Raw genomic sequence first — 19,800 nt, forward strand, 5'->3', positions numbered from 1 at the left:
TCATTATGAATTATTTTAAAATCCCAGGCTAGGAACCAACTGGATTCGTCCAGCATCCATCTCTGCCATTAATAATTCTAGGGCTTCGTAATCAACATCAGAAATGTAACCCAGTTCCGTCAGTTCTGAGTTTATTTCATTCTCTATCTCAGGAGTTAGTTTTTTAATGTCAAGAGCTTTTTCTACCAATTTACGAATAGCGTACTGAGTTCTCATAAGTAATAACCCAACTGTAATATGACACTAATCATCCCAGATCAGCCTCAGTATAAAGAGTGATCCAAATACTAACTTAGTAGTGATATATATCACAATTTAATTAGTTAGATAGATAATTCACTATGACTTTGCCGTATGCCATCAGCAACACTAAAGTGGCAGATTTAACCTAACGTTAAGACTTGGCTAAATTAGCTTTAGTTATAGACTAAGCAAGGTTTCTCAGCATAGTTACTGATAATTTGTCTGCTATATGGCCGTCTATAGTTGATTGTTTTTGAAGTGACATAAAAAAAAAGTATATATAAACACATTTTAACCTGGAATTATAACAATCTTTAAACAGACATACTAAAGCAATAAAGATTCAGCAAAGAGAGCTAAGACGTATGGTCGATGCAACAAAATAGAGTTTATGTTCAAATAATCCTTAGCTTGACGCTTCAAAATTCTTAATAGGATGTAACTATGCTGGCAGTGCTTAACTATCCCAAGATTGCAGTCATTCGCCCCCAAGGGTGTTTAAATGCTGCAAACGCCTTGAAATTTGAACGAGATATGACTACAGCGTTGGCGCAAAATGGTATTTCCATCTTGGTAGTAGACCTCGCAGCAGTAGAATCGTTAGACAGCACGGGGTTGATGGCATTGTTATCTACACACAAGCTGGCTCTCACTTTAGGAAGAAGTTGCCGACTTTGCGCTGTTGCTCCACAAATTAGAATTATTTTTGAACTGACGCAACTCGATAGGGTATTTGAAATATTAGACGCTGAAGCCGAATTGGCCCAAATATAACTTTATGTAAAAGCACAAAGGTTCGTGCAATAAATGGGCTTTTTGTAAAAGAGTTGTAAGTTGCAACGATAAACTTTGTTAGAAGACCTAATTCAATGCTAATGTTGGGGTTGGGTAGCTGTAATTAAGGTGGCTAGAAGATAGCACAGTGGTTGTTGCAGTTGAAAGATTAATAACGTCGGGTATTTTAAAACCAGCCCGTTACCTGGGTAACGAGCTATTAGCAGTACACAAACCTTGGGATACGGCAGCAATACGTTGGGTTTTAACCTATCCAGAAGTATATGAAGTCGGTGCATCTAATTTAGGGCATATCATTCTTTATAACATCTTGAATGCCCAACCGCGTCAATTGTGCGATCGCGCCTACCTCCCAGGAAAAGACCTGGCAGCCAAACTACGCGAAACTAATACGCCGTTGTTTGCGGTAGAGTCAAAGCGATCGCTGACTGAATTCGACATTTTAGGTTTTAGCCTCAGTTACGAACTGGGTGCAACTAATATCCTCGAAATGTTGGATTTGGCAGGAATTCCCTTAACATGGCGAGAAAGGCAGGGGAGCAGCACTTCTCTACGAGAGGCTGCGCCAACGGCTACGCTCAGTGACCGAGGAGCAGAGGGGCAGGAAGTCAGGGAATCTACCGATACCCAGTCATCCTTTCCGTTGATTTTCGCTGGTGGGCAAACAGCGACATCAAATCCTGAGCCTTATGCTGACTTTTTCGACTTTATCGCCCTTGGAGATGGAGAGGAACTTCTGCCAGAAATTGGTTTGGTGTTAGAAGAAGGCAAACGAGCAGGATTGAGTCGGGAAGATATATTGCTGGATTTGGCACAGATACCAGGCGTATATGTCCCTCAGTTTTACGATATGGCAGAGGATGGCTCAGTTCACCCTCGTCGCCCAGACGTGCCAAAACGAATTCTGCGACGGGTTGCAACTCCCATACCAGCATATTCCATCGGGTTAGTTCCCTATGTAGAAACGGTTCATGACCGCTTGACCATTGAGATTCGGCGTGGTTGCACTCGTGGCTGTCGCTTCTGTCAACCAGGAATGCTGACTCGACCAGCACGGGATGTAGAGCCTGATAAGGTTGTAGAAGCAATTGAACAGGGGATGCGGGCAACTGGTTACAATGAGTTTTCCCTACTATCTCTGAGTTGTTCTGATTATTTATCCCTACCAGCAGTAGGGATGGAAATCAAAAATCGCTTAAAAAATGAAAATATTTCTCTAACTCTACCAAGCCAACGGGTAGACAGATTTGATGAAAATATTGCCAACATCCTGGGAGGTACGCGGCAAGCTGGACTGACTTTTGCTCCAGAAGCTGGTACTCAGCGGATGCGAGACATTGTGAATAAGGGGTTGACGAATGAAGAATTATTGCGGGGAGTAAAAACCGCTTGGGAGCAAGGCTGGGACAAAATAAAGTTGTATTTTATGATTGGCTTGCCGGGTGAGACCAATGCTGACGTTGTGGGCATTGCCGAAACAGTAAGCTGGCTACAGCGAGAATGTCGGGGCAAAGGCAGAAAACCTTTAAACTTTAATCTGACGATTTCTAACTTTACGCCTAAGCCCCATACACCATTCCAGTGGCATTCAGTTTCTACCGCTGAATTTAAGCGCAAACAAAACCTGTTGCAACAAGAATTCCGCCGAATAAAGGCAGTGAAGGTAAATTTTACTGATGTCCGCATTTCGGCAATGGAAGATTTTGTGGGACGAGGCGATCGCAATTTGAGCAAAGTAGTCCGCCGTGCCTGGGAATTGGGTGCTGGTATGGATTCCTGGTATGAAAATTTAGATCGAGCTTTTAGCGCTTGGGGGTCTGCGATCGCCCAAGCCGATTTAGATTGGAAATACCGCCAAGTAGAAAATGGTGAATGGAATTTGTTTCACGCAGAGGAGCAGAGGAATACAGAAGATGGAAAAAATACCCAACTCCTAACTCCTAACTCATCACTCCCTAGTACAGACGCGATTAATCGCGTCTCTTCCCACTCCCTCGATATTCCCCTACCTTGGGATCATATTGATACCGGGATTGACAAAAAGTGGCTCCAAGAAGACTTGCAACGTGCTCTAGAAGCTGCAATTGTCCCAGACTGCTCTTTTGAAGGTTGTTCTCATTGTGGCGTCTGTGGCATCGACTTTGGTCATAACGTGGTGATTGAATCACCTGCTATCCCAAAATTCGCAGGCGAGTTTGTCCCCAACACAACAAAGGCGCAAAGACTGCGAGTTTGGTTTGGTAAGCAGGGTAATATGGCTTTGATGAGCCATCTGGATTTAATCCGTCTATTTGACCGAGTTGTGCGGCGAGCAGGCTTACCAATTGCTTTTACTGGTGGGTTTCACCCAATGCCACGGATTTCTCTAGCAACTGCTTTAGCTTTAGGGGCTACTAGCAGCGGGGAAATTGCAGATTTTGAGTTAACTGTGCCAGTGGAAGTTGATACTTTCCGAGAAAAGTTGGCTCATGAAATGCCCACAGACATACCTATATATAATGTGGAGCAGATAGATTTAAAAGCTAGTGCCGCTACCCAACTGCTAGAGACCGCAGAGTATTTGATTACTGTAGGAGCACTTGCAGAAACAACACCCATACAATGGCAAAACTGGATTGATACAATCAAAGCAAAAGAGGAACTTTGGTACGAGCAAATAACTAAATCAGGCAAGAGCCAGTTAATAAATCTGCGCGATCGCTTATTTGAACTGGAATTAGTAGAAAACTACAATTGCGTTGCAAAATCTATGTCATCTGTAATCCGTTATCTAGGTAGCTATCGCCAGGACGGTTTGCTGTTGCGTCCCGAACAAATCCTGTTTATGCTAGAGACAGTGGCTGGTGTAGAATTTCAACTCCTGCACATCCACCGCAATCGGCTAATTTTAGGGGTATAATCCCTGTAGGCCAACTTGCTAGTAGTTGTCCTAAGATGGCAGCTCACAGGAATTGATTTTTAGTAAGGTTGCGTTAGAATAGGGTGAAGATAAATTTTCTGGCGCTGCATTGAATTAGCTGGTTCACTACCCTGGTATTCAGGGGGCGAAAGCAAAGATATTAGAGTGCAACTTCTAGGATTTTATCCTAGACAAACAAAAAGCAGATTAAAGAATGCACACTCTCTCTATAGCTACCTTGTGAATCAGTAACTAACAGCAGGCTCGGTTAGCTTCTCTAAATCCATGCTTTTAAACAACTGCTGAATGTCTAATCCAGGTAGTGCCCAAGAGCTAGTGCATTACTTTTTTAGAGTTAAAGCAACCTCTGTCGGTTATGCCGACTTGTAGACGTTTACGAGACGCGCAAAGCGCTGCTTGTTTTAGGCTAGAGCGGCTTAAGGCAGGTTAGCAACTGGCGCAGCTAAGTATAACCCTAAGATAAATCCGGGGAATGGAAAATAGAAATAGTTTCTTTTTCTTAACGAATTCAGTAGGTTACTCTCAAATAAAGCATCCTGAATTAAGATGCTCACTCAGGATTTAGAACTTTCAACTCAGAACTCTCTTGATTGAGGGTATTGGATCACAAATCAACCACGGACGGTTGATTTAATTGCTTAAACGATATGCAGCAGTTCTAGAATAATCAGCCGTGGAAACGCTCTTAAGAGCGCCAATAGCTATTTAACTTAGAAGCTCAGATTTGCGATTTTTATTATTCAGTAGCGCCTTTTGAGGGTTGTGAATGCAACGAAAGTATAATATCAAACCGAGAAAACACTGCTAATTAAAACTGACGCAAAAACGCAAGTAGTTTTGAATTATTAAGTAATTAACCGGACTTGATACAACAAACCTCAAACCTGTAAGTGCTGCCAATTTTTGAGGAAATTGAATGCCAAAACAAATTATCATCGCGGAGCAGCACCAAATTGCTGCAGTTTTTTCTGAAGATCAAATACAGGAACTCGTTGTTGCTACAGGTCATCATCAAATAGGTGATATCTACTTAGGAGTAGTAGAAAACGTATTACCTGGGATAGATGCGGCTTTTGTCAATATTGGTGACCCAGAGCGCAACGGTTTTATTCACGTCACCGATTTGGGGCCATTGAAGCTCAAGCGTACCGCAGCGGCAATTACAGAACTACTAGCACCACAACAGAAAGTTTTGGTGCAAGTAATGAAAGAGCCAACGGGGACAAAAGGTCCCAGACTCACGGGTAACATTACCTTACCCGGACGCTACGTAGTACTGATGCCTTATGGTCGGGGCGTAAATTTATCCCGACGGATTAAAAGTGAAAGTGAGCGCAACCGCTTACGAGCGCTAGCGATTTTGGTTAAGCCAGCGGGAATGGGTTTGCTTGTGCGTACAGAAGCAGAAGGCAAACCCGAAGAAGCAATTATGGAAGATTTGGAGTTGCTGCAAAAGCAATGGGAGGCCATTCAGCAGGAAGCCCATTCCACCCGTGCTCCAGCACTGCTCAACCGAGACGATGACTTTATCCAGCGCGTATTGCGGGATATGTATGGTGCGGATGTCAATCGGATTGTCGTAGATTCTAGTACTGGTTTGAAGCGCGTCAAACAGTACTTGCAGAATTGGAGTGGCGGTCAAACACCGCAAGGATTGTTGATTGACCATCATCGCGATCGCTCCCCAATTTTAGAGTACTTCCGCATTACTGCTGCGATTCGAGAAGCTCTGAAACCGAGAGTAGACCTACCTTCTGGCGGTTACATTATCATTGAGCCGACAGAGGCATTAACCGTAATCGATGTTAACTCAGGTTCCTTCACGCGATCGGCAACAGCTAGAGAAACAGTTTTGTGGACAAACTGCGAAGCAGCAACAGAAATTGCTCGCCAGTTGCGTCTGCGAAATATCGCCGGGGTAATTGTCGTTGATTTTATCGATATGGAATTGCGACGTGACCAACTACAAGTTCTCGAACATTTTAATAAAGCACTCAAAGCAGACAAAGCTCGTCCCCAGATTGCTCAACTTACCGAACTGGGTTTAGTAGAATTGACCCGCAAACGTCAGGGTCAAAATATTTATGAATTGTTTGGTGAAACTTGCCCCACCTGTGGCGGTTTAGGACATACTGTACGTCTGCCTGGAGAAATCGAAAACCGATTACCGATACCGGCAGAGACACCAGAGCGCGAGCGTTTTGTATCTTTGCCTCACCGAGAACCACGTCAGCCATCTGCCCGCATCCCGGAACCACGAGAAACTTATGATGGATTTGGGGAAGCATTTGACGGCGACTCGGAATTGAGCAACCTCAATCTGATCAATCATCCTAGTTATCAAGAACTTAATGATAAGCGCCGTACGCGGACTCGCCGCAGTCGAATTGGTGTTAATGGGTTAAACGGGAAAGATGAAGCTCGGATTGTTCCCAATCCCCTGGCTTTTGTTAACGAGCCAGACCTAGACCTGGATGTAGAACCAGAACTAGGAGTTGCGCCAGAAATTCCCTCGCCTTCCCTTGGTAAACCAGGCTGGAGTGAAAGAGTAGAGCGCACTAAAATTATCAAGGCAGAACCAGTTAAGCCAGTGGTAGAACCACCGGAGATTAAAACTGTAGAAATGAGCCTTCAAGAACAGGATATATTTGCTTTAATGGGAATATCTCCCTTGGTGAAGTTAGAGCAAGAGGTTAAAAATACCAAGTCTGTGATTATTAATGTGATTCAGCCCGGTCAACAGCCAACGACCCCAATTGAATCAACCTCAGAATCAACTATTGTCCAAAAAGCAACACCTGAAGTAATCACTATTGCCCAAAAGGTAACACCTGAAATAACTGCAAGCAAAATACCCACACCAAAAGTTATTGAGCCAGAACAAAAATCTTTGATCGAAGAGACAACTGAACCATCGGAGTTGAGTGTGAATCCTTCGGGACGCTTGTCTGCCAAAGCTGCAGCCGCGAACGAGATCGCAGATGAAAGCGAAGCTAATAGCAGTGCCACTGCCAGCCGCCGCCGCCGCCGCCGTTCCTCAGCGATCGAGGATAATTAATTTACTTTATGGTAGAAACATCGCCAACGCCTTTGGAACAATCCACTTGGCTGGAGTTTTCTACCTTGTCAGGGATTCCAGGGTTGGTTGCAGGTGTTGATGAAGTAGGGCGAGGCGCTCTATTTGGCCCTGTGGTAGCGGCAGCTGTGATCCTACCAGATCGCGCTTTGCCAATACTGATGGCAGCTAAAATCAAAGACAGTAAAAAGTTGTCTAGTTCTCGGAGAACTCAGCTAGCGCAGCAAATTTGTGGGCTGGCTATAGACTGGAAAATTGGGTTTGCTTCTACTGCCGAAATTGACAAGATAAATATTTTGCAAGCAACGCTGTTAGCAATGAAGCGGGCTGTGCTGAAGTTAAAAGTACAGCCTGCACTTTGCTTGATTGACGGCAATCAGTCAATCAAAGATTTGCTATTGCCGCAACAAACAATAGTCAAAGGGGATGAGCGATCACTCGCTATTGCCTCTGCTAGTATTGTTGCTAAGGTTTGGCGTGACGATCTGGTAATGCGTCTAGCATTAAAATACCCTATGTACAACCTGGAGTGTAACAAGGGTTATGGTAGCCAACGGCATTTGCTGGCTTTGCAACAATACGGGCTCTCGCCCCTACATCGTCAGTCTTTTCGTCCTTGCCAAATCAAAGGTCTAAGTGCTGAGTAATTAAAGAAGAATTCAGAATGAATTAGTCGGGGATTCAGTCCTGCCACTAATTACAGAATTCAATTCTGAATTCTGGCTCCTGATTCCTGAATTCTGTTTGTTAAAAAATTACTCAGCATTCAGGATTGGTAATTCAGTGCTATCACTGTCAAGTCCTCTATCTTTAGTTTGTGATATCACCCAGTAGCGATAATCCGTCAAAAGTTGATTCAATAACCGTTGCTTGACCGACAACAGTACACTTTTGAGCAAACCATTGCCAGTAGTTTCTAAAATCGGCTTAGGAGTAAAGGAAAATGGTGGTGGGAAATCCACCAGCACTTCTAAATCAGCTTTTCCTTGCAGGCGAGTGCCAGTACTAAACTCTTTGGGAGACAAATACCCTTTTAAATTGAGAACAAAACGCTGGTTAATATACTCGAAACCTAAAATTTCACAGTTTAGCGATCGCAAATAAATTATTCCATTTGATTCTGCCCAGACTCTCATGTCTACAGTAGGTTGAATACTTAATGACATAAAAGTCAGCGGACGCATTTTCAAGCGAAATACTTCCTCAGAAAGCTGCTGAATCCGGCTATTGTCAACCAAAGCCTTAACCAGACGTTGAGGCTGACGCAAGTAGTGCTGAATGGGAATAGGCTGCTCTGGAACAGCGATTTCAACCGATTGGGAGGCAGTAAACCGGGTAGCCATGAGCTAATAAAAATATCTGTTTCTTAATTTTAATATTTTTTAACAACTTAGTTCTGATTATTAGAAAACTACAAAATTTATTGACTATAAAAACGATTGTCGCTTATCAGCTATACATCATTAGCAAAAAGTTGGTACGCTTATTCTATCTTTAGTTCAAGAAATATAGATGAGTATTTAACTCTTGACACAAAATCAAGAATATGCTCACTTATTTGGGTAGAAACCAATATCATTGCTCTTAAATCTTCAGAGGGATTTAGCCAAAAAACTGCTAGGAAATCTATCTGCTAGAAGACTGATTTCCATAACTTGTTTTTCTGGATAGATATTTTGTTCTATCCCTTTAGTGCGTAAATTTTAGAGATAACAGTGTTTAGTAAGAGTAGATGTTGAATATATTTGCCAAACCAAAATATTATAATCTCTGTTCACACATTAAACTCGCAGCTCAAGGCTAAAAGCATGACTTTATCAATCGCACATTTAGGGCCTCCCGGCACTTACACAGAACAAGCAGCTGTTCTTTATATCAACTGGTTGACTAAAAGTACGGGAGTTGAAGCTATGTTAAGTCCTTATCCCACCATCTCTCAGTCACTGCACGCCGTTGCTGATGGTCAAGCCCACTTGGCTGTTGTACCAGCAGAAAATTCTATTGAAGGGAGTGTTACCACAACACTAGATACACTTTGGCAGTTAGGCAATTTGCGAATTCAATTGGCTTTGGTATTACCCATTGTCCATACGTTAATTTCTTGCGTGTCTAGCTTAGATAAAATTAAAACTGTTTACTCTCACCCGCAAGCTTTGGCACAATGTCAGGGATGGTTAGAGCGGTTTCTGCCGACTGTACAGATTATTCCCAGTAATTCCACAACCGAAGCACTACAGCGATTGGAACAAGAAACAACAACGGCAGCGATCGCCTCTAGTAGAGCAGCTCAACTCTACAACCTGCCGATGCTTGCTAGTGGCATCAATGACAATCCAGAAAACTTTACTCGTTTTTGGGTAGTAAGTCAGGGTGAAGCGGAAGCTAGATACCGGGCATCAACAACACGCGCCAGTCACACATCGCTGGCTTTTAGTATGCCTGCCAACACACCCGGAGCATTGCTCAAACCTTTGCAAATATTTGCTCAACTAGGAATTAACCTCAGCCGGATTGAATCTCGTCCGACAAAGCGATCGCTAGGCGAATACTTGTTTTTCATGGATTTAGAAGCAGATGCCAAGGAAGCACAAATGCAATCTGCTTTAGCCGAATTAACTATCCACACAGAGATTTTAAAAATTCTTGGCACTTACAATATTTTACCCATCAGCGCCGTTAATTAAGAAGTTAGAAGTTATCTGTTAAGAGTTATCATTTAGGATTTACCAGTTATCAGCTAGGAAATATAAATTATAAGTTGTCGATCTTTTCTTTTTGTTTTTTCTTCCTAACTCCTTACTCTTAACTCCTAACTCCTCACTTTTGACTAAATGTATCTTTGAGAACAGCGCGAGCTGCCAAGTGATTCCGAGTAGAAGTTAAAATTTCTGCTTCCCGCTCTAGACGAGTTACAGTATCTTGCATTTCTAACAATAATTGCTGCTCTGCGGCGACACCATAAAGATTACTGGCTACCCAATAAGATAATTCTGTTGGTAGATCGGGCAAATCTTCTGGTAATTCAATGTTTTGTTCGGTTAATTTGGCTGACAAACGTACAACATCTCGCAGTAGTTGTTCTACTTCAGTTGATAAAGGTCGCAAATCTTTAGTCGGTGGTTGGTCTTCAATCCACTCAACTAAGCCAACACGATATGGCTTTTCACGAACATACTCTAATACACGAAATCTTTGCTGCCCTAAAGTCATCATCTTGATCCGATCGTCTGGCAGCCGTTGGTGATGAATGATTTCGGCACAGCAACCAGTGTTTGCAATTGTACCTTTGACTGGATCGAACATCAAGACACCGAACCTGCGATCGCTCTCCAAAATCGTGTTCATCATGATTCGGTAGCGAAATTCAAAGATGTGCAGGGGTAATGGTCTAGTAGGAAACAGAACTACTTCCGGTAACGGGAACAGAGGTAGTTCACGAACTGCAATTTTAGAAGATGATGTCATTGTTACTTGGGTATAAACTTAATCTTTAAAATTTCTTTTTCTCTGGTTTTCCCGTACTTTATCTACATTCTATCATTTGTTTCCTAGCTAAATAAAAGCCCTGAGATATATTTCTTCAGGGCTATGTAAATATTCATACTAGTGTCATTTGTCTGAGTACTAATGACTAATGACTAATAACTAATTAAAGTTTGACTTCGATATCTACGCCCGATGGTAGATCCAATTTCATCAGGGCATCAATAGTCTTAGAAGAGGGCTGGTAAATGTCAATAATCCGGCGATGAGTACGGGTTTCAAAGTGCTCCCGTGAATCTTTATCTACGTGAGGCGATCGCAGCACACAATAGATCCGGCGTTTTGTTGGTAAAGGAATTGGGCCTATAGCTGTAGCGTTGGTGCGGTTAGCCGTGTCTACAATCTTCTCGCAAGATGTATCTAATAAGCGCCTGTCAAAGGCTTGTAAGCGAATTCTAATCTTCTGCTGCTGTAAAGTTGCCATCTTTAATTTTCCAGGTTCTGCGTAATTAGGGGAGTATTTACAGGTTAAAGGTTACAAGTTATAGGTTACAGAAAACTATTACCTGTCCCCTGTAACCTATTACCTTATTTATAGAGGGAAGAGAAAGGAGCAGAGAGGCAAAATACATACCATCTCTGCTCCTTTGTTATGAGCGAAAAGGTGCTACTTGATAATTTTGGAGACGACACCAGCACCGATGGTGCGACCACCTTCGCGGATAGCGAAGCGCATTCCTTGTTCAATAGCGATCGCGTTGATCAATTCTACTGTCATCTTGATGCGATCACCTGGCATCACCATTTCTACTTCTTTACCTTCATCGGAGGTGTAGGCTTTGATAGTACCAGTTACATCAGTTGTCCGCACATAGAACTGGGGACGGTAGCCAGCGAAAAATGGAGTCTTACGACCACCTTCTTTTTCTGTTAGCACATACACCTCACCTTCAAATTCATTGTGAGGTTTAATCGAACCAGGTTTGGCAATGACCATACCCCGTTCAATATCAGCCTTCTGGATACCCCGGAGTAGTACGCCAGCGTTATCCCCAGCCATACCTTGGTCGAGACTCTTCTTGAACATCTCAATACCAGTTACGGTAGTGGCGCGAGTATCTCTGATACCCACTAGTTCAACGTTATCGCCAACTTTGACTACACCCCGCTCAATCCGACCTGTGGCGACAGTACCACGACCTGTAATTGAGAACACGTCTTCTACAGCCATCAGGAAGGGTTTATCAACATCCCGCTCAGGAGTGGGGATGTAAGAATCTACAGCATCCATCAATTCGTAGATTTTGTCTACCCAAGGATTTTCACCGCGTTTGGTCTTGGGATTCTTGGTCATTGCTTCTAGAGCTTGCAGACCAGAGCCTTTGACGATGGGGATGTCGTCACCAGGGAAATCATAGCTGCTTAACAGTTCTCTCAGTTCTAGTTCTACCAGTTCCAAGAGTTCTGGGTCATCCATCAAATCTTCTTTGTTCAAGAAGACAACCAGACTGGGAACGCCTACCTGTTTTGCCAACAGGATGTGTTCGCGGGTTTGGGGCATAGGGCCATCGGTAGCAGCAACTACCAGGATTCCTCCGTCCATCTGGGCAGCACCGGTGATCATGTTCTTCACATAGTCAGCGTGTCCTGGACAGTCTACGTGAGCATAGTGCCGACTTTCGGTTTCATACTCTACGTGAGCAGTATTGATGGTAATACCCCGTGCCTTTTCTTCTGGGGCATTATCAATTTGGTCGTAGCCCTTAGCTACAGCCTGACCCGTAGCTGCCAAGGTCATGGTGATGGCTGCTGTCAAGGTAGTTTTACCGTGGTCAACGTGGCCAACTGTACCGATATTAATGTGGGGTTTATTCCTTTCAAACTTTGCGCGTGCCATGAATGCTCATTTCCTTATTTTAACTAAGCGTTCCCTTTGCTTTTTGCAATGATAGTTTCAGCTACGCTGCGAGGCACCTCTTCGTAGTGGCTGAACTCCATCGTGAAGATACCCCTACCTTGCGTCTTTGAACGGATATCAGTGGCGTAGCCAAACATGGTCGCTAGTGGAACTTTGGATGCGACCTTAGCAAGTCCCTGTTCAGTGCTTTGGCTTTCAATCTGCCCTCTGCGGGAGATGAGGTCGCCAATGACGTTCCCGATATAGTCTTCAGGAACTTCAACCTCAACTTTCATCATAGGCTCTAAGAGGACGGGTGAAGCTTTCAGCACAGCCTCTTTCATCGCCATTGAGCCGGCGATTTTGAAAGCCATTTCTGAAGAGTCTACATCGTGGTATGACCCATCAATTAGCGTCGCTTTAACGTCAATCAACGGATATCCAGCTAGAACACCGGATTCACAGCTTTCTTTCATTCCTTGTTCTGCGGGGCCAACGTACTCTTTAGGTACTGTACCACCAGCAATTTTGGAAACGAATTCAAAGCCAGTACCGGGGTCTCCAGGCTCCAAATTGATCACAACGTGACCGTATTGGCCTTTACCACCACTTTGGCGGATAAATTTGCCCTCAATTTTGCTTACAGCTTTCCGAATTGTTTCTCGGTAAGCTACTTGCGGCGCACCTACATTCGCTTCCACCTTGAATTCTCGTAACATCCGGTCTACTAGAATTTCTAGGTGTAGCTCTCCCATCCCCGCGATCACAGTTTGATTTGTTTCCGGATCGACGCGGACACGGAAGGTGGGGTCTTCTTCTGAGAGAGATTGCAGAGCCTTGGACAGCTTGTCCATGTCGTTCTTAGTTTTGGGTTCAACCGCCACCGAGATCACAGGCTCAGGAATGAATAGGGATTCCAGAATTACTGGCGATCCATCATCACAGAGCGTGTCACCTGTCAAAGTGTCTTTCAATCCCAAAGCTGCTCCCAAATCACCTGCTCGCAGTTCATCGACATCTTGCCGATCGTCTGCCTTCATTAGAACTAAGCGGGAAATCCGTTCTTTTTTATTCTTACTAGCGTTGAGAACGTAGCTGCCCTTTTTCAGGACACCAGAATAAACGCGAACAAATGTCAGGCGACCGTAAGGGTCAGCCATAATCTTAAATGCCAGAGCTGCTAAGGGTTCGTTGTCATCAGCCCGCCGCTCAACAGTATCGCCATTCGGCAGTAAGCCTTGAATTGGCGGTACTTCACTTGGCGCTGGCAGGTAATCGACAACGGCATCCAGCATCAACTGTACGCCTTTGTTTTTGAATGCCGAACCGCAAAGTACTGGTACAATTGTTCCCGCAATTGTGCCTTTACGCAGGGCAGTCCGAACTTCCTGTTCTGTAAGTTCTTCGCCCTCGAAGTACTTAGTCATCAGAGCATCATCAGTTTCTGCCGCCGCTTCTATTAGCTTGGTGCGGAATTCGTCTACCTGCGCTTGCAATGCTTCCGGGATATCGGTTTCTTGGATATCGGTTCCTTGGTCATTAGCGTAAATATACGCACGCATCCGTACTAGGTCAACGATACCTTGGAAGTCGTTTTCACTACCGATTGGTAGTTGAATAGCGATCGCATTCGCCCGCAGGCGATCGCGGATTTGATCGTGAACTTTATAAAAGTTCGCTCCGGTGCGATCCATCTTGTTGATAAAGGCTATCCGAGGAACTTTGTAGCGTTCTGCTTGCCGCCATACTGTCTCAGACTGCGGTTGCACGCCGCCCACAGAACAAAATACTGCGATTACACCATCTAACACGCGCATGGAACGCTCAACTTCAATTGTGAAGTCTACGTGACCCGGGGTATCGATAATGTTAATTTGATGATCTTTCCAGCTGGTACTGATAGCAGCAGCAGTAATGGTAATTCCCCGTTCCCGCTCCTGCTCCATCCAGTCTGTGACGGCAGTTCCTTCATGAACTTCGCCAATTTTATGAATTATCCCAGAGTAAAATAATATTCTCTCTGTTGTTGTTGTTTTGCCCGCATCTATATGCGCCGCAATACCAATGTTGCGTACTTTATCTAGCGGGATCGTGCGTGCCACAGCTACCTCCTATAGTTTTTGCCTCATGATATCTTGTATATTACTCTTTGTTAAGATTCTATACTTTTACGGAAAACCGTCTTTTTTTGTAAATCCGCGATATACCACTTGGGCAAGGCGATATATCGCTTTTTTACTTAGTAACGATAGTGTGCGAATGCTTTGTTAGCTTCCGCCATCCGGTGCGTTTCTTCGCGTTTGCGAATGGCATTGCCAGTTTCGTTTGCAGCATCCATTAATTCATTTGCCAATTTGCTGGCCATTGTCCGGCCTGGTCTAGACCGGGAATATTGCACTAACCAACGCAGTGCTAAAGTAGTGCCCCGTTCTGTACGCACTTCCATTGGTACTTGGTAGGTTGCTCCACCAACTCGCCGAGCTTTTACTTCTACTAAAGGCGTGGCATTTCGCACTGCTCTTTCAAAGGTTTCCAACGCACCAGCACCAGTGCGTTCTTCAATCGTTTTTAATGCATCATAAACAATGCGTGCGGCAAGTGATTTTTTGCCATGACGCATGATCCGTCTGATAATCATGCTCACAAGGCGACTGTTATATACGGAGTCAGACGGAACTGGGCGCCTTTGAATAACACCACGACGAGACATACTTCACCTTTAATTCGGGATTGGCAACGAAATTATATGCTATCAGACACCGGAAACTAAAAGCGGTAGAACCTGACCCTCAGACTTCCTCTATTTTTTTCAACTGTTGCAGCAAGGCTGACTTACTTTAATGTCAATTCTTGATTTTGGATTTTGAATTTTGGATTAAAAGTTTTCGGTATATATTCCGATCCCAAGGATCTGAACAAATCAAAAGTCTGTAAGCCTAATTCCCTTGTGGGTTCGACCAATCCAAAAGACGCTCGATAACTCGCTAACGCTACGCTATCGCAAATCTAAAATCTAAAATTCATTGACTTGCTACCTGCAACAAAATACTCAAGGCGACAAGATTATAAACTTTAATGTTCAGATGAGAAATTAGCTGTAGATTACAGCATTCTCCTCCTTAGAACTTCTACACTTGCTCGCTTAGTGTAGATGTAGCTTGCTTGATTTTTTGAAACAGACTTTCGCAGCCTTCATAACTACTGTTAAAACACAGACGGCGATCCTTTTTTGTCCTTGGGCTTTTTTAAGGTAGACGATTAATCGTGTTGGATGCGATTAATCGCCTAATCCTATTTTTTCGCTACTTTAGGACGCTTGGTTCCATACTTGGAACGGCCTTGTTTGCGGTCTTTGACTCCGGCTGTATCTAGGGTGCCACGAATGATGTGGTATCTCACGCCTGGTAGATCCTTAACCCGACCGCCACGAATCATCACAACTGAGTGTTCTTGTAAGTTGTGACCAATGCCTGGAATGTAAGCTGTGACTTCAAATCCAGAGGTAAGTCTGACTCTTGCTACTTTGCGTAGGGCTGAGTTAGGCTTTTTTGGTGTGGTCGTGTATACTCTGGTACAAACTCCCCGACGTTGGGGACATTGTTTCAGAGCCGGGGACTTGGTTTTCTGACGCGCTTGTTCGCGCTCATTTCGTATTAGCTGCTGTATTGTTGGCATGAGTTACAGCGCGTAAAGCTGCTTATGGTCTAAGTTTTAACAAATCCTGATTATATCTTTTTTTACGGCTTTATGTCAATTGTTATTTTTCTTTAGTGATTGAACATCTGTTTTTTGACTATTTGTTCAATCACTAGGGACTCAAGGAGAAGGAATTGCCACAGCCACAGGTAGCGATCGCCTGGGGATTGTGGAAGCGAAAACCACCACCCATTAAGTCTTCTGAATAATCCACCCTCAAACCGTTGAGGGAATTTAAGCTTGTGGCATCTATGACTACTTGAATCTCATCCAAGTCAAAAACCTGGTCACCAACTTTTATTGCTTCATCGAAGGACATATCATAAAAGAATCCAGAACAACCACCTGGTTTTACTGCCAATCGAAACAAGACATTTGGCTGCTTGGACTTAATTCGCCCAATCTCACTAATGGCTGCTTGACTCAGATGAATCATGGAACTCGTTTTTTGCAATTGAATACCCCATCTTCCATTTTACAGATGGGTTGACCTTTGCTTGTGCAAAATTCCAAATCACCGAAGGTATGAGCGCGATCGCTATTACTACATTTATAACACTAACATGCTTCAGTCCCCACCTTAATAAGGTAGGGACTTCTGGGGTGCAATAGTTCGTTTACAAAGACGGTTTACACAAAAATGTATTCAGCTTTAGGATTAGAGCTTTAATAGCGTTCTTTTGGTTTTAATCTTTGGTACGGGCATAGTCATCTTGGTAGCGGATAATATCATCTTCTCCCAAGTATTCGCCATTTTGGACTTCAATCAATATCAATGGGATCACGCCAGGATTCTCTAAACGATGAGATGTACATTGGGGTACGTATGTTGACTCATTATTGCTCAGTAGTACTTCTTTCTCACCACAAACTACTCTAGCTGTACCAGAGACGACAATCCAATGTTCACTGCGGTGATGGTGCATTTGTAGACTGAGGCGGTGTCCTGGCTTAACTTCGATGCGTTTAATTTTGTATCCACGCCCTTCTTCCAAAACTGTAAAAGCACCCCAAGGACGTAATTCAGTTGCAGCAACGCCCCTGGAAGTTATGTTTGGAGGGAGGTGTAGAGTTTCAGTCTGTGTAGTTTCTTGATATCGAGCCATAGTTACCTCATTTGAAGACATAACAAACCGTTGGTACTCTTAATTATTGATAAAAAAAACCTGGCGCTATCTTGCAACCTTAAAAATCAGCAATTTTGTCGCACTTTGATAAACATAGCAAAATCAAACCTTATGGTGTAAACCATCACTACTAAAATTCTGATGTCTACACCAAGTCTTCATCAAGCAAAATGACAGCTTGTTCTAAACTTTAAAAAGTGACTGGGGATTAGGGATTGGGGATTGGTAATTGAGTTTTTTCTCTATTCCCTATTCCCTGATTATCGTGGTTGCAGAAAAATACCAATTCCGTTATGAACACGAGCAGCGGTACTGGGCGATCGATCGAGTAGTTGACCTCCTAAATAAAGGCTGGTAGAACTACCCCCATCCAAATTTAAAGCATCCACACAGCCCATTAGTTGCATCAATTGGGCATGTTCTGCCAAATTAGGCCCATAACCGCCGACACGATTATGTGTGGCAGTAATTATCAGTGTGCCTGTTGTCGTTGTGCAAATACCGCTACGAATAGCCTTTTCGGCAATAAAGGCATTACTGAATTTTTCGCCTTTGGCATCAAGGACAATTTGACGATTTTGGATTAATAGCGGCCCAGCACCGATAATGTAGGGATAACGACTAAAATTAGCTGGAATAGTAGCGCTGGAAATACTTACTGCGCTTCCAATAGGTAGCTGGGAGGCAGCACTAGTAGCGTTAGCACGTAAAGTTAGCAGGTAGCCATCCTGGGGAATGGGAACCGCTGTCGCACCAACTTTACCGCCTGGTAACTGATTAATAATTTGGTCTTTTTCTACCACTAAGATAATTTCGTTATCTGTCAGGGGTGTGTAAGTTGATCCCCAAGCTGAGGTGTAACGAGCAATGCCACTCTGGACGTAGCCACTGTTGAAAAACAGAATTGGTAGGCGCTGGTCATTTGCCGTAATTAAAGTTTCTTCTAAGGTGAGACGATCAAAGTAAAATTGGCCTGAATCATTCCAAGCGATCGCACCTCGGTTAAGAATCGGGCCTGATAACCACTGACCATCTCGACGAATCGCACCCAGTGGCAATCTGTTATTGCGGTTAAAATAACCACCATTAATTCCAGCTAATGCTAAGTAACGTTGTGCTGTTTGAATTAAGGGAGCAGTACCGGCTAGCCCTGATGGACTAGCCCACATAGGTTTCAAAGTTAGCCCAAATTTGTGGGGATTAACTTCTAACCAGACTACCGGAAAACGTTCTGTGCCTAAGTTGACATAATGCTGTCGCCAGCGCAATCCTGGGGCCCAACTAATATCTCGTTCTTCTAGAGGATCGGGTCGAATATCGATAATCAGACGATTGGGGTTAGCTACAGTAGTAACTTGAGGCGATAGACCAAAGGGAACGCTCAGACTAATGATCGTTTGGTTTTTCACCACCTCCACTTTTTGAATTAGTGGTTCAGGGGCTGGTGGTATTGGTTCTGTTGGTGTGGCTGGTGATAGTTGTTTGAGCAGGTTTGGCAGCAATGTTGGTGGTGCTGTTGGTGGCTGGGGAGTATAGCGTTCTATCAAAACAGGGTCGGCTATTCCATCGAGGGTAATTGTCCACTGTCGATTTGGCGGTACAGCGGATTTGGGAGTTGGCGTATCTGGATCAGAGGAAGGAGTTTGCAGTTTTGCGATCGCTGACCCTTGTGCAACTTGCCAGGGAGTGGGACGATCTAAATCGACAAGAATCCGAGCCTGTTGCAAAGGGGCACTTGCTTCTGAAGGTTCCTGGCTCTGAACAATATTTGTGATTTGTGTTTTTGGGGTAGAAATCACCAAAGTGTTGCCATTAGCTTGAATTTGCCATCCAGATGTTTGAGCAAAATTAGTGATATCCAGATAGCGATATGCCCCTACTAGCCTGGTAGCTAATACTAATGGCTGTGTCAACGACGAAAACCACTGTATTAGTTGCTTCGCTGAATTACTACTGTTTAAGAAATTTACTCCAATTAATTGCCTAAATGCCCCATCACTGATATTAGTTGTCACTTGGCCAGATTTTCCAGGCCGCTGTAACCAAGTTCCTGGTAAAGTACGACCATTGAGGGAAATTTGATTACCAGAGGATGCTACACCCGTTAAAGGAGGTGCAGGTGATTGTGAGATTAACCTGGGTATTGATTTGGTGGTTTTTAAGGACTCCTGGGCGTTGGTAGCACAAGTAGTCGTTAAGCACAGTACTGTTAAAAGTATTGGTGACACAGTAGCCCGGAAAAATCTGCGTTCGCCTTTGGTGTTGGCGGAGCCATCGCTAATCTCTGATTGGCAACAATTCGGCATTTTTACCATAATTTACTAGGTACTTTTGAAAACTATTACCCAAGGTCTAAACTAACCAATTATTTGGAAATATAAAGGAAAGATGACTTTATTTTTGAATAAATATGGTAATCTATATGTTGGCTAGTTATCTCTTTTAGACACACATTAATTTATTTAGACGCTAAAGCCACTGCAATCAAGTTTTTTAACTCCCACTAATCCTAACCACACTATATACGGTAGTTTTGGTTATCAAAACCGGATTAAGATATTTA

The 19,800-nt window shown here is 43.6% G+C and carries 16 protein-coding genes; 5 read left to right on the plus strand and 11 right to left on the minus strand.

Going from position 1 to position 19,800, the window contains the following annotated elements; genetic code table 11:
• Positions 1-15 precede the first annotated feature (15 nt).
• On the minus strand, positions 16-216 hold the full coding sequence (locus tag V7K60_RS10570) for a hypothetical protein (RefSeq protein ID WP_094349495.1): 201 nt from the start codon (positions 214-216) through the stop codon (positions 16-18).
• Between the two features lie 471 nt (positions 217-687).
• Between V7K60_RS10570 and V7K60_RS10575 the strand changes: the two genes are divergently transcribed.
• From V7K60_RS10575 to V7K60_RS10590, 4 genes are all read left to right on the plus strand, one after another.
• Positions 688-1,017, plus strand: coding sequence for an STAS domain-containing protein (locus V7K60_RS10575; protein WP_334925256.1), 330 nt, complete (start codon positions 688-690; stop codon positions 1,015-1,017).
• A gap of 148 nt (positions 1,018-1,165) precedes the next feature.
• Positions 1,166-3,937, plus strand: a complete 2,772-nt coding sequence (locus V7K60_RS10580) for a TIGR03936 family radical SAM-associated protein (RefSeq protein ID WP_334925258.1) — start codon at positions 1,166-1,168, stop codon at positions 3,935-3,937.
• A gap of 937 nt (positions 3,938-4,874) precedes the next feature.
• Positions 4,875-7,016 (plus strand): Rne/Rng family ribonuclease, encoded by a 2,142-nt coding sequence (locus V7K60_RS10585; RefSeq protein WP_334925260.1) that lies wholly within the window; start codon positions 4,875-4,877, stop codon positions 7,014-7,016.
• Between the two features lie 8 nt (positions 7,017-7,024).
• The gene (locus V7K60_RS10590; protein ID WP_334925262.1) at positions 7,025-7,681 is read left to right on the plus strand and encodes a ribonuclease HII; all 657 of its coding nucleotides are present in this window, start codon (positions 7,025-7,027) and stop codon (positions 7,679-7,681) included.
• A 108-nt stretch (positions 7,682-7,789) separates the two neighbouring features.
• Here the strand turns inward: V7K60_RS10590 and V7K60_RS10595 are convergent, their stop codons facing one another.
• Positions 7,790-8,377: a DUF1997 domain-containing protein gene (locus tag V7K60_RS10595; RefSeq protein ID WP_334925264.1), complete on the minus strand. Its 588-nt coding sequence runs from the start codon at positions 8,375-8,377 to the stop codon at positions 7,790-7,792.
• Positions 8,378-8,842: 465 nt separating this feature from the next.
• On the opposite strand from V7K60_RS10595, the gene pheA reads away from it, so the two are divergent.
• A complete protein-coding gene (gene pheA, locus V7K60_RS10600) occupies positions 8,843-9,718 on the plus strand; it encodes a prephenate dehydratase (RefSeq protein ID WP_334925266.1) in 876 nt (291 codons plus the stop codon).
• A gap of 133 nt (positions 9,719-9,851) precedes the next feature.
• Here the strand turns inward: pheA and V7K60_RS10605 are convergent, their stop codons facing one another.
• The 9 genes from V7K60_RS10605 to V7K60_RS10645 form a co-directional block, all read right to left on the minus strand.
• Entirely contained in the window at positions 9,852-10,499 is a 648-nt protein-coding gene (locus tag V7K60_RS10605) for an LON peptidase substrate-binding domain-containing protein (protein WP_322726970.1), read from the minus strand.
• A gap of 184 nt (positions 10,500-10,683) precedes the next feature.
• Entirely contained in the window at positions 10,684-11,001 is a 318-nt protein-coding gene (gene rpsJ / locus V7K60_RS10610; protein ID WP_008232935.1) for a 30S ribosomal protein S10, read from the minus strand.
• Positions 11,002-11,184: 183 nt separating this feature from the next.
• The gene (tuf, locus tag V7K60_RS10615) at positions 11,185-12,414 is read right to left on the minus strand and encodes an elongation factor Tu (RefSeq protein ID WP_334925268.1); all 1,230 of its coding nucleotides are present in this window, start codon (positions 12,412-12,414) and stop codon (positions 11,185-11,187) included.
• A 23-nt stretch (positions 12,415-12,437) separates the two neighbouring features.
• Positions 12,438-14,516 (minus strand): elongation factor G, encoded by a 2,079-nt coding sequence (gene fusA, locus V7K60_RS10620; RefSeq protein ID WP_334925270.1) that lies wholly within the window; start codon positions 14,514-14,516, stop codon positions 12,438-12,440.
• 137 nt (positions 14,517-14,653) lie between these two features.
• Positions 14,654-15,124, minus strand: a complete 471-nt coding sequence (rpsG, locus tag V7K60_RS10625) for a 30S ribosomal protein S7 (protein WP_069070112.1) — start codon at positions 15,122-15,124, stop codon at positions 14,654-14,656.
• 581 nt (positions 15,125-15,705) lie between these two features.
• Positions 15,706-16,089 (minus strand): 30S ribosomal protein S12, encoded by a 384-nt coding sequence (rpsL, locus tag V7K60_RS10630; protein WP_334815629.1) that lies wholly within the window; start codon positions 16,087-16,089, stop codon positions 15,706-15,708.
• A gap of 133 nt (positions 16,090-16,222) precedes the next feature.
• The gene (locus V7K60_RS10635) at positions 16,223-16,546 is read right to left on the minus strand and encodes a HesB/IscA family protein (RefSeq protein ID WP_334925272.1); all 324 of its coding nucleotides are present in this window, start codon (positions 16,544-16,546) and stop codon (positions 16,223-16,225) included.
• Positions 16,547-16,796: 250 nt separating this feature from the next.
• Positions 16,797-17,216, minus strand: coding sequence for a cupin domain-containing protein (locus tag V7K60_RS10640; RefSeq protein ID WP_322695584.1), 420 nt, complete (start codon positions 17,214-17,216; stop codon positions 16,797-16,799).
• Positions 17,217-17,497: 281 nt separating this feature from the next.
• Complete coding sequence (locus V7K60_RS10645) at positions 17,498-19,552, minus strand: phosphodiester glycosidase family protein (RefSeq protein WP_442944367.1); 2,055 nt, start codon at positions 19,550-19,552, stop codon at positions 17,498-17,500.
• Positions 19,553-19,800: the final 248 nt, after the last annotated feature.

The organism is Nostoc sp. (genome assembly GCF_036917555.1).
Taxonomy (GTDB): domain Bacteria; phylum Cyanobacteriota; class Cyanobacteriia; order Cyanobacteriales; family Nostocaceae; genus Nostoc.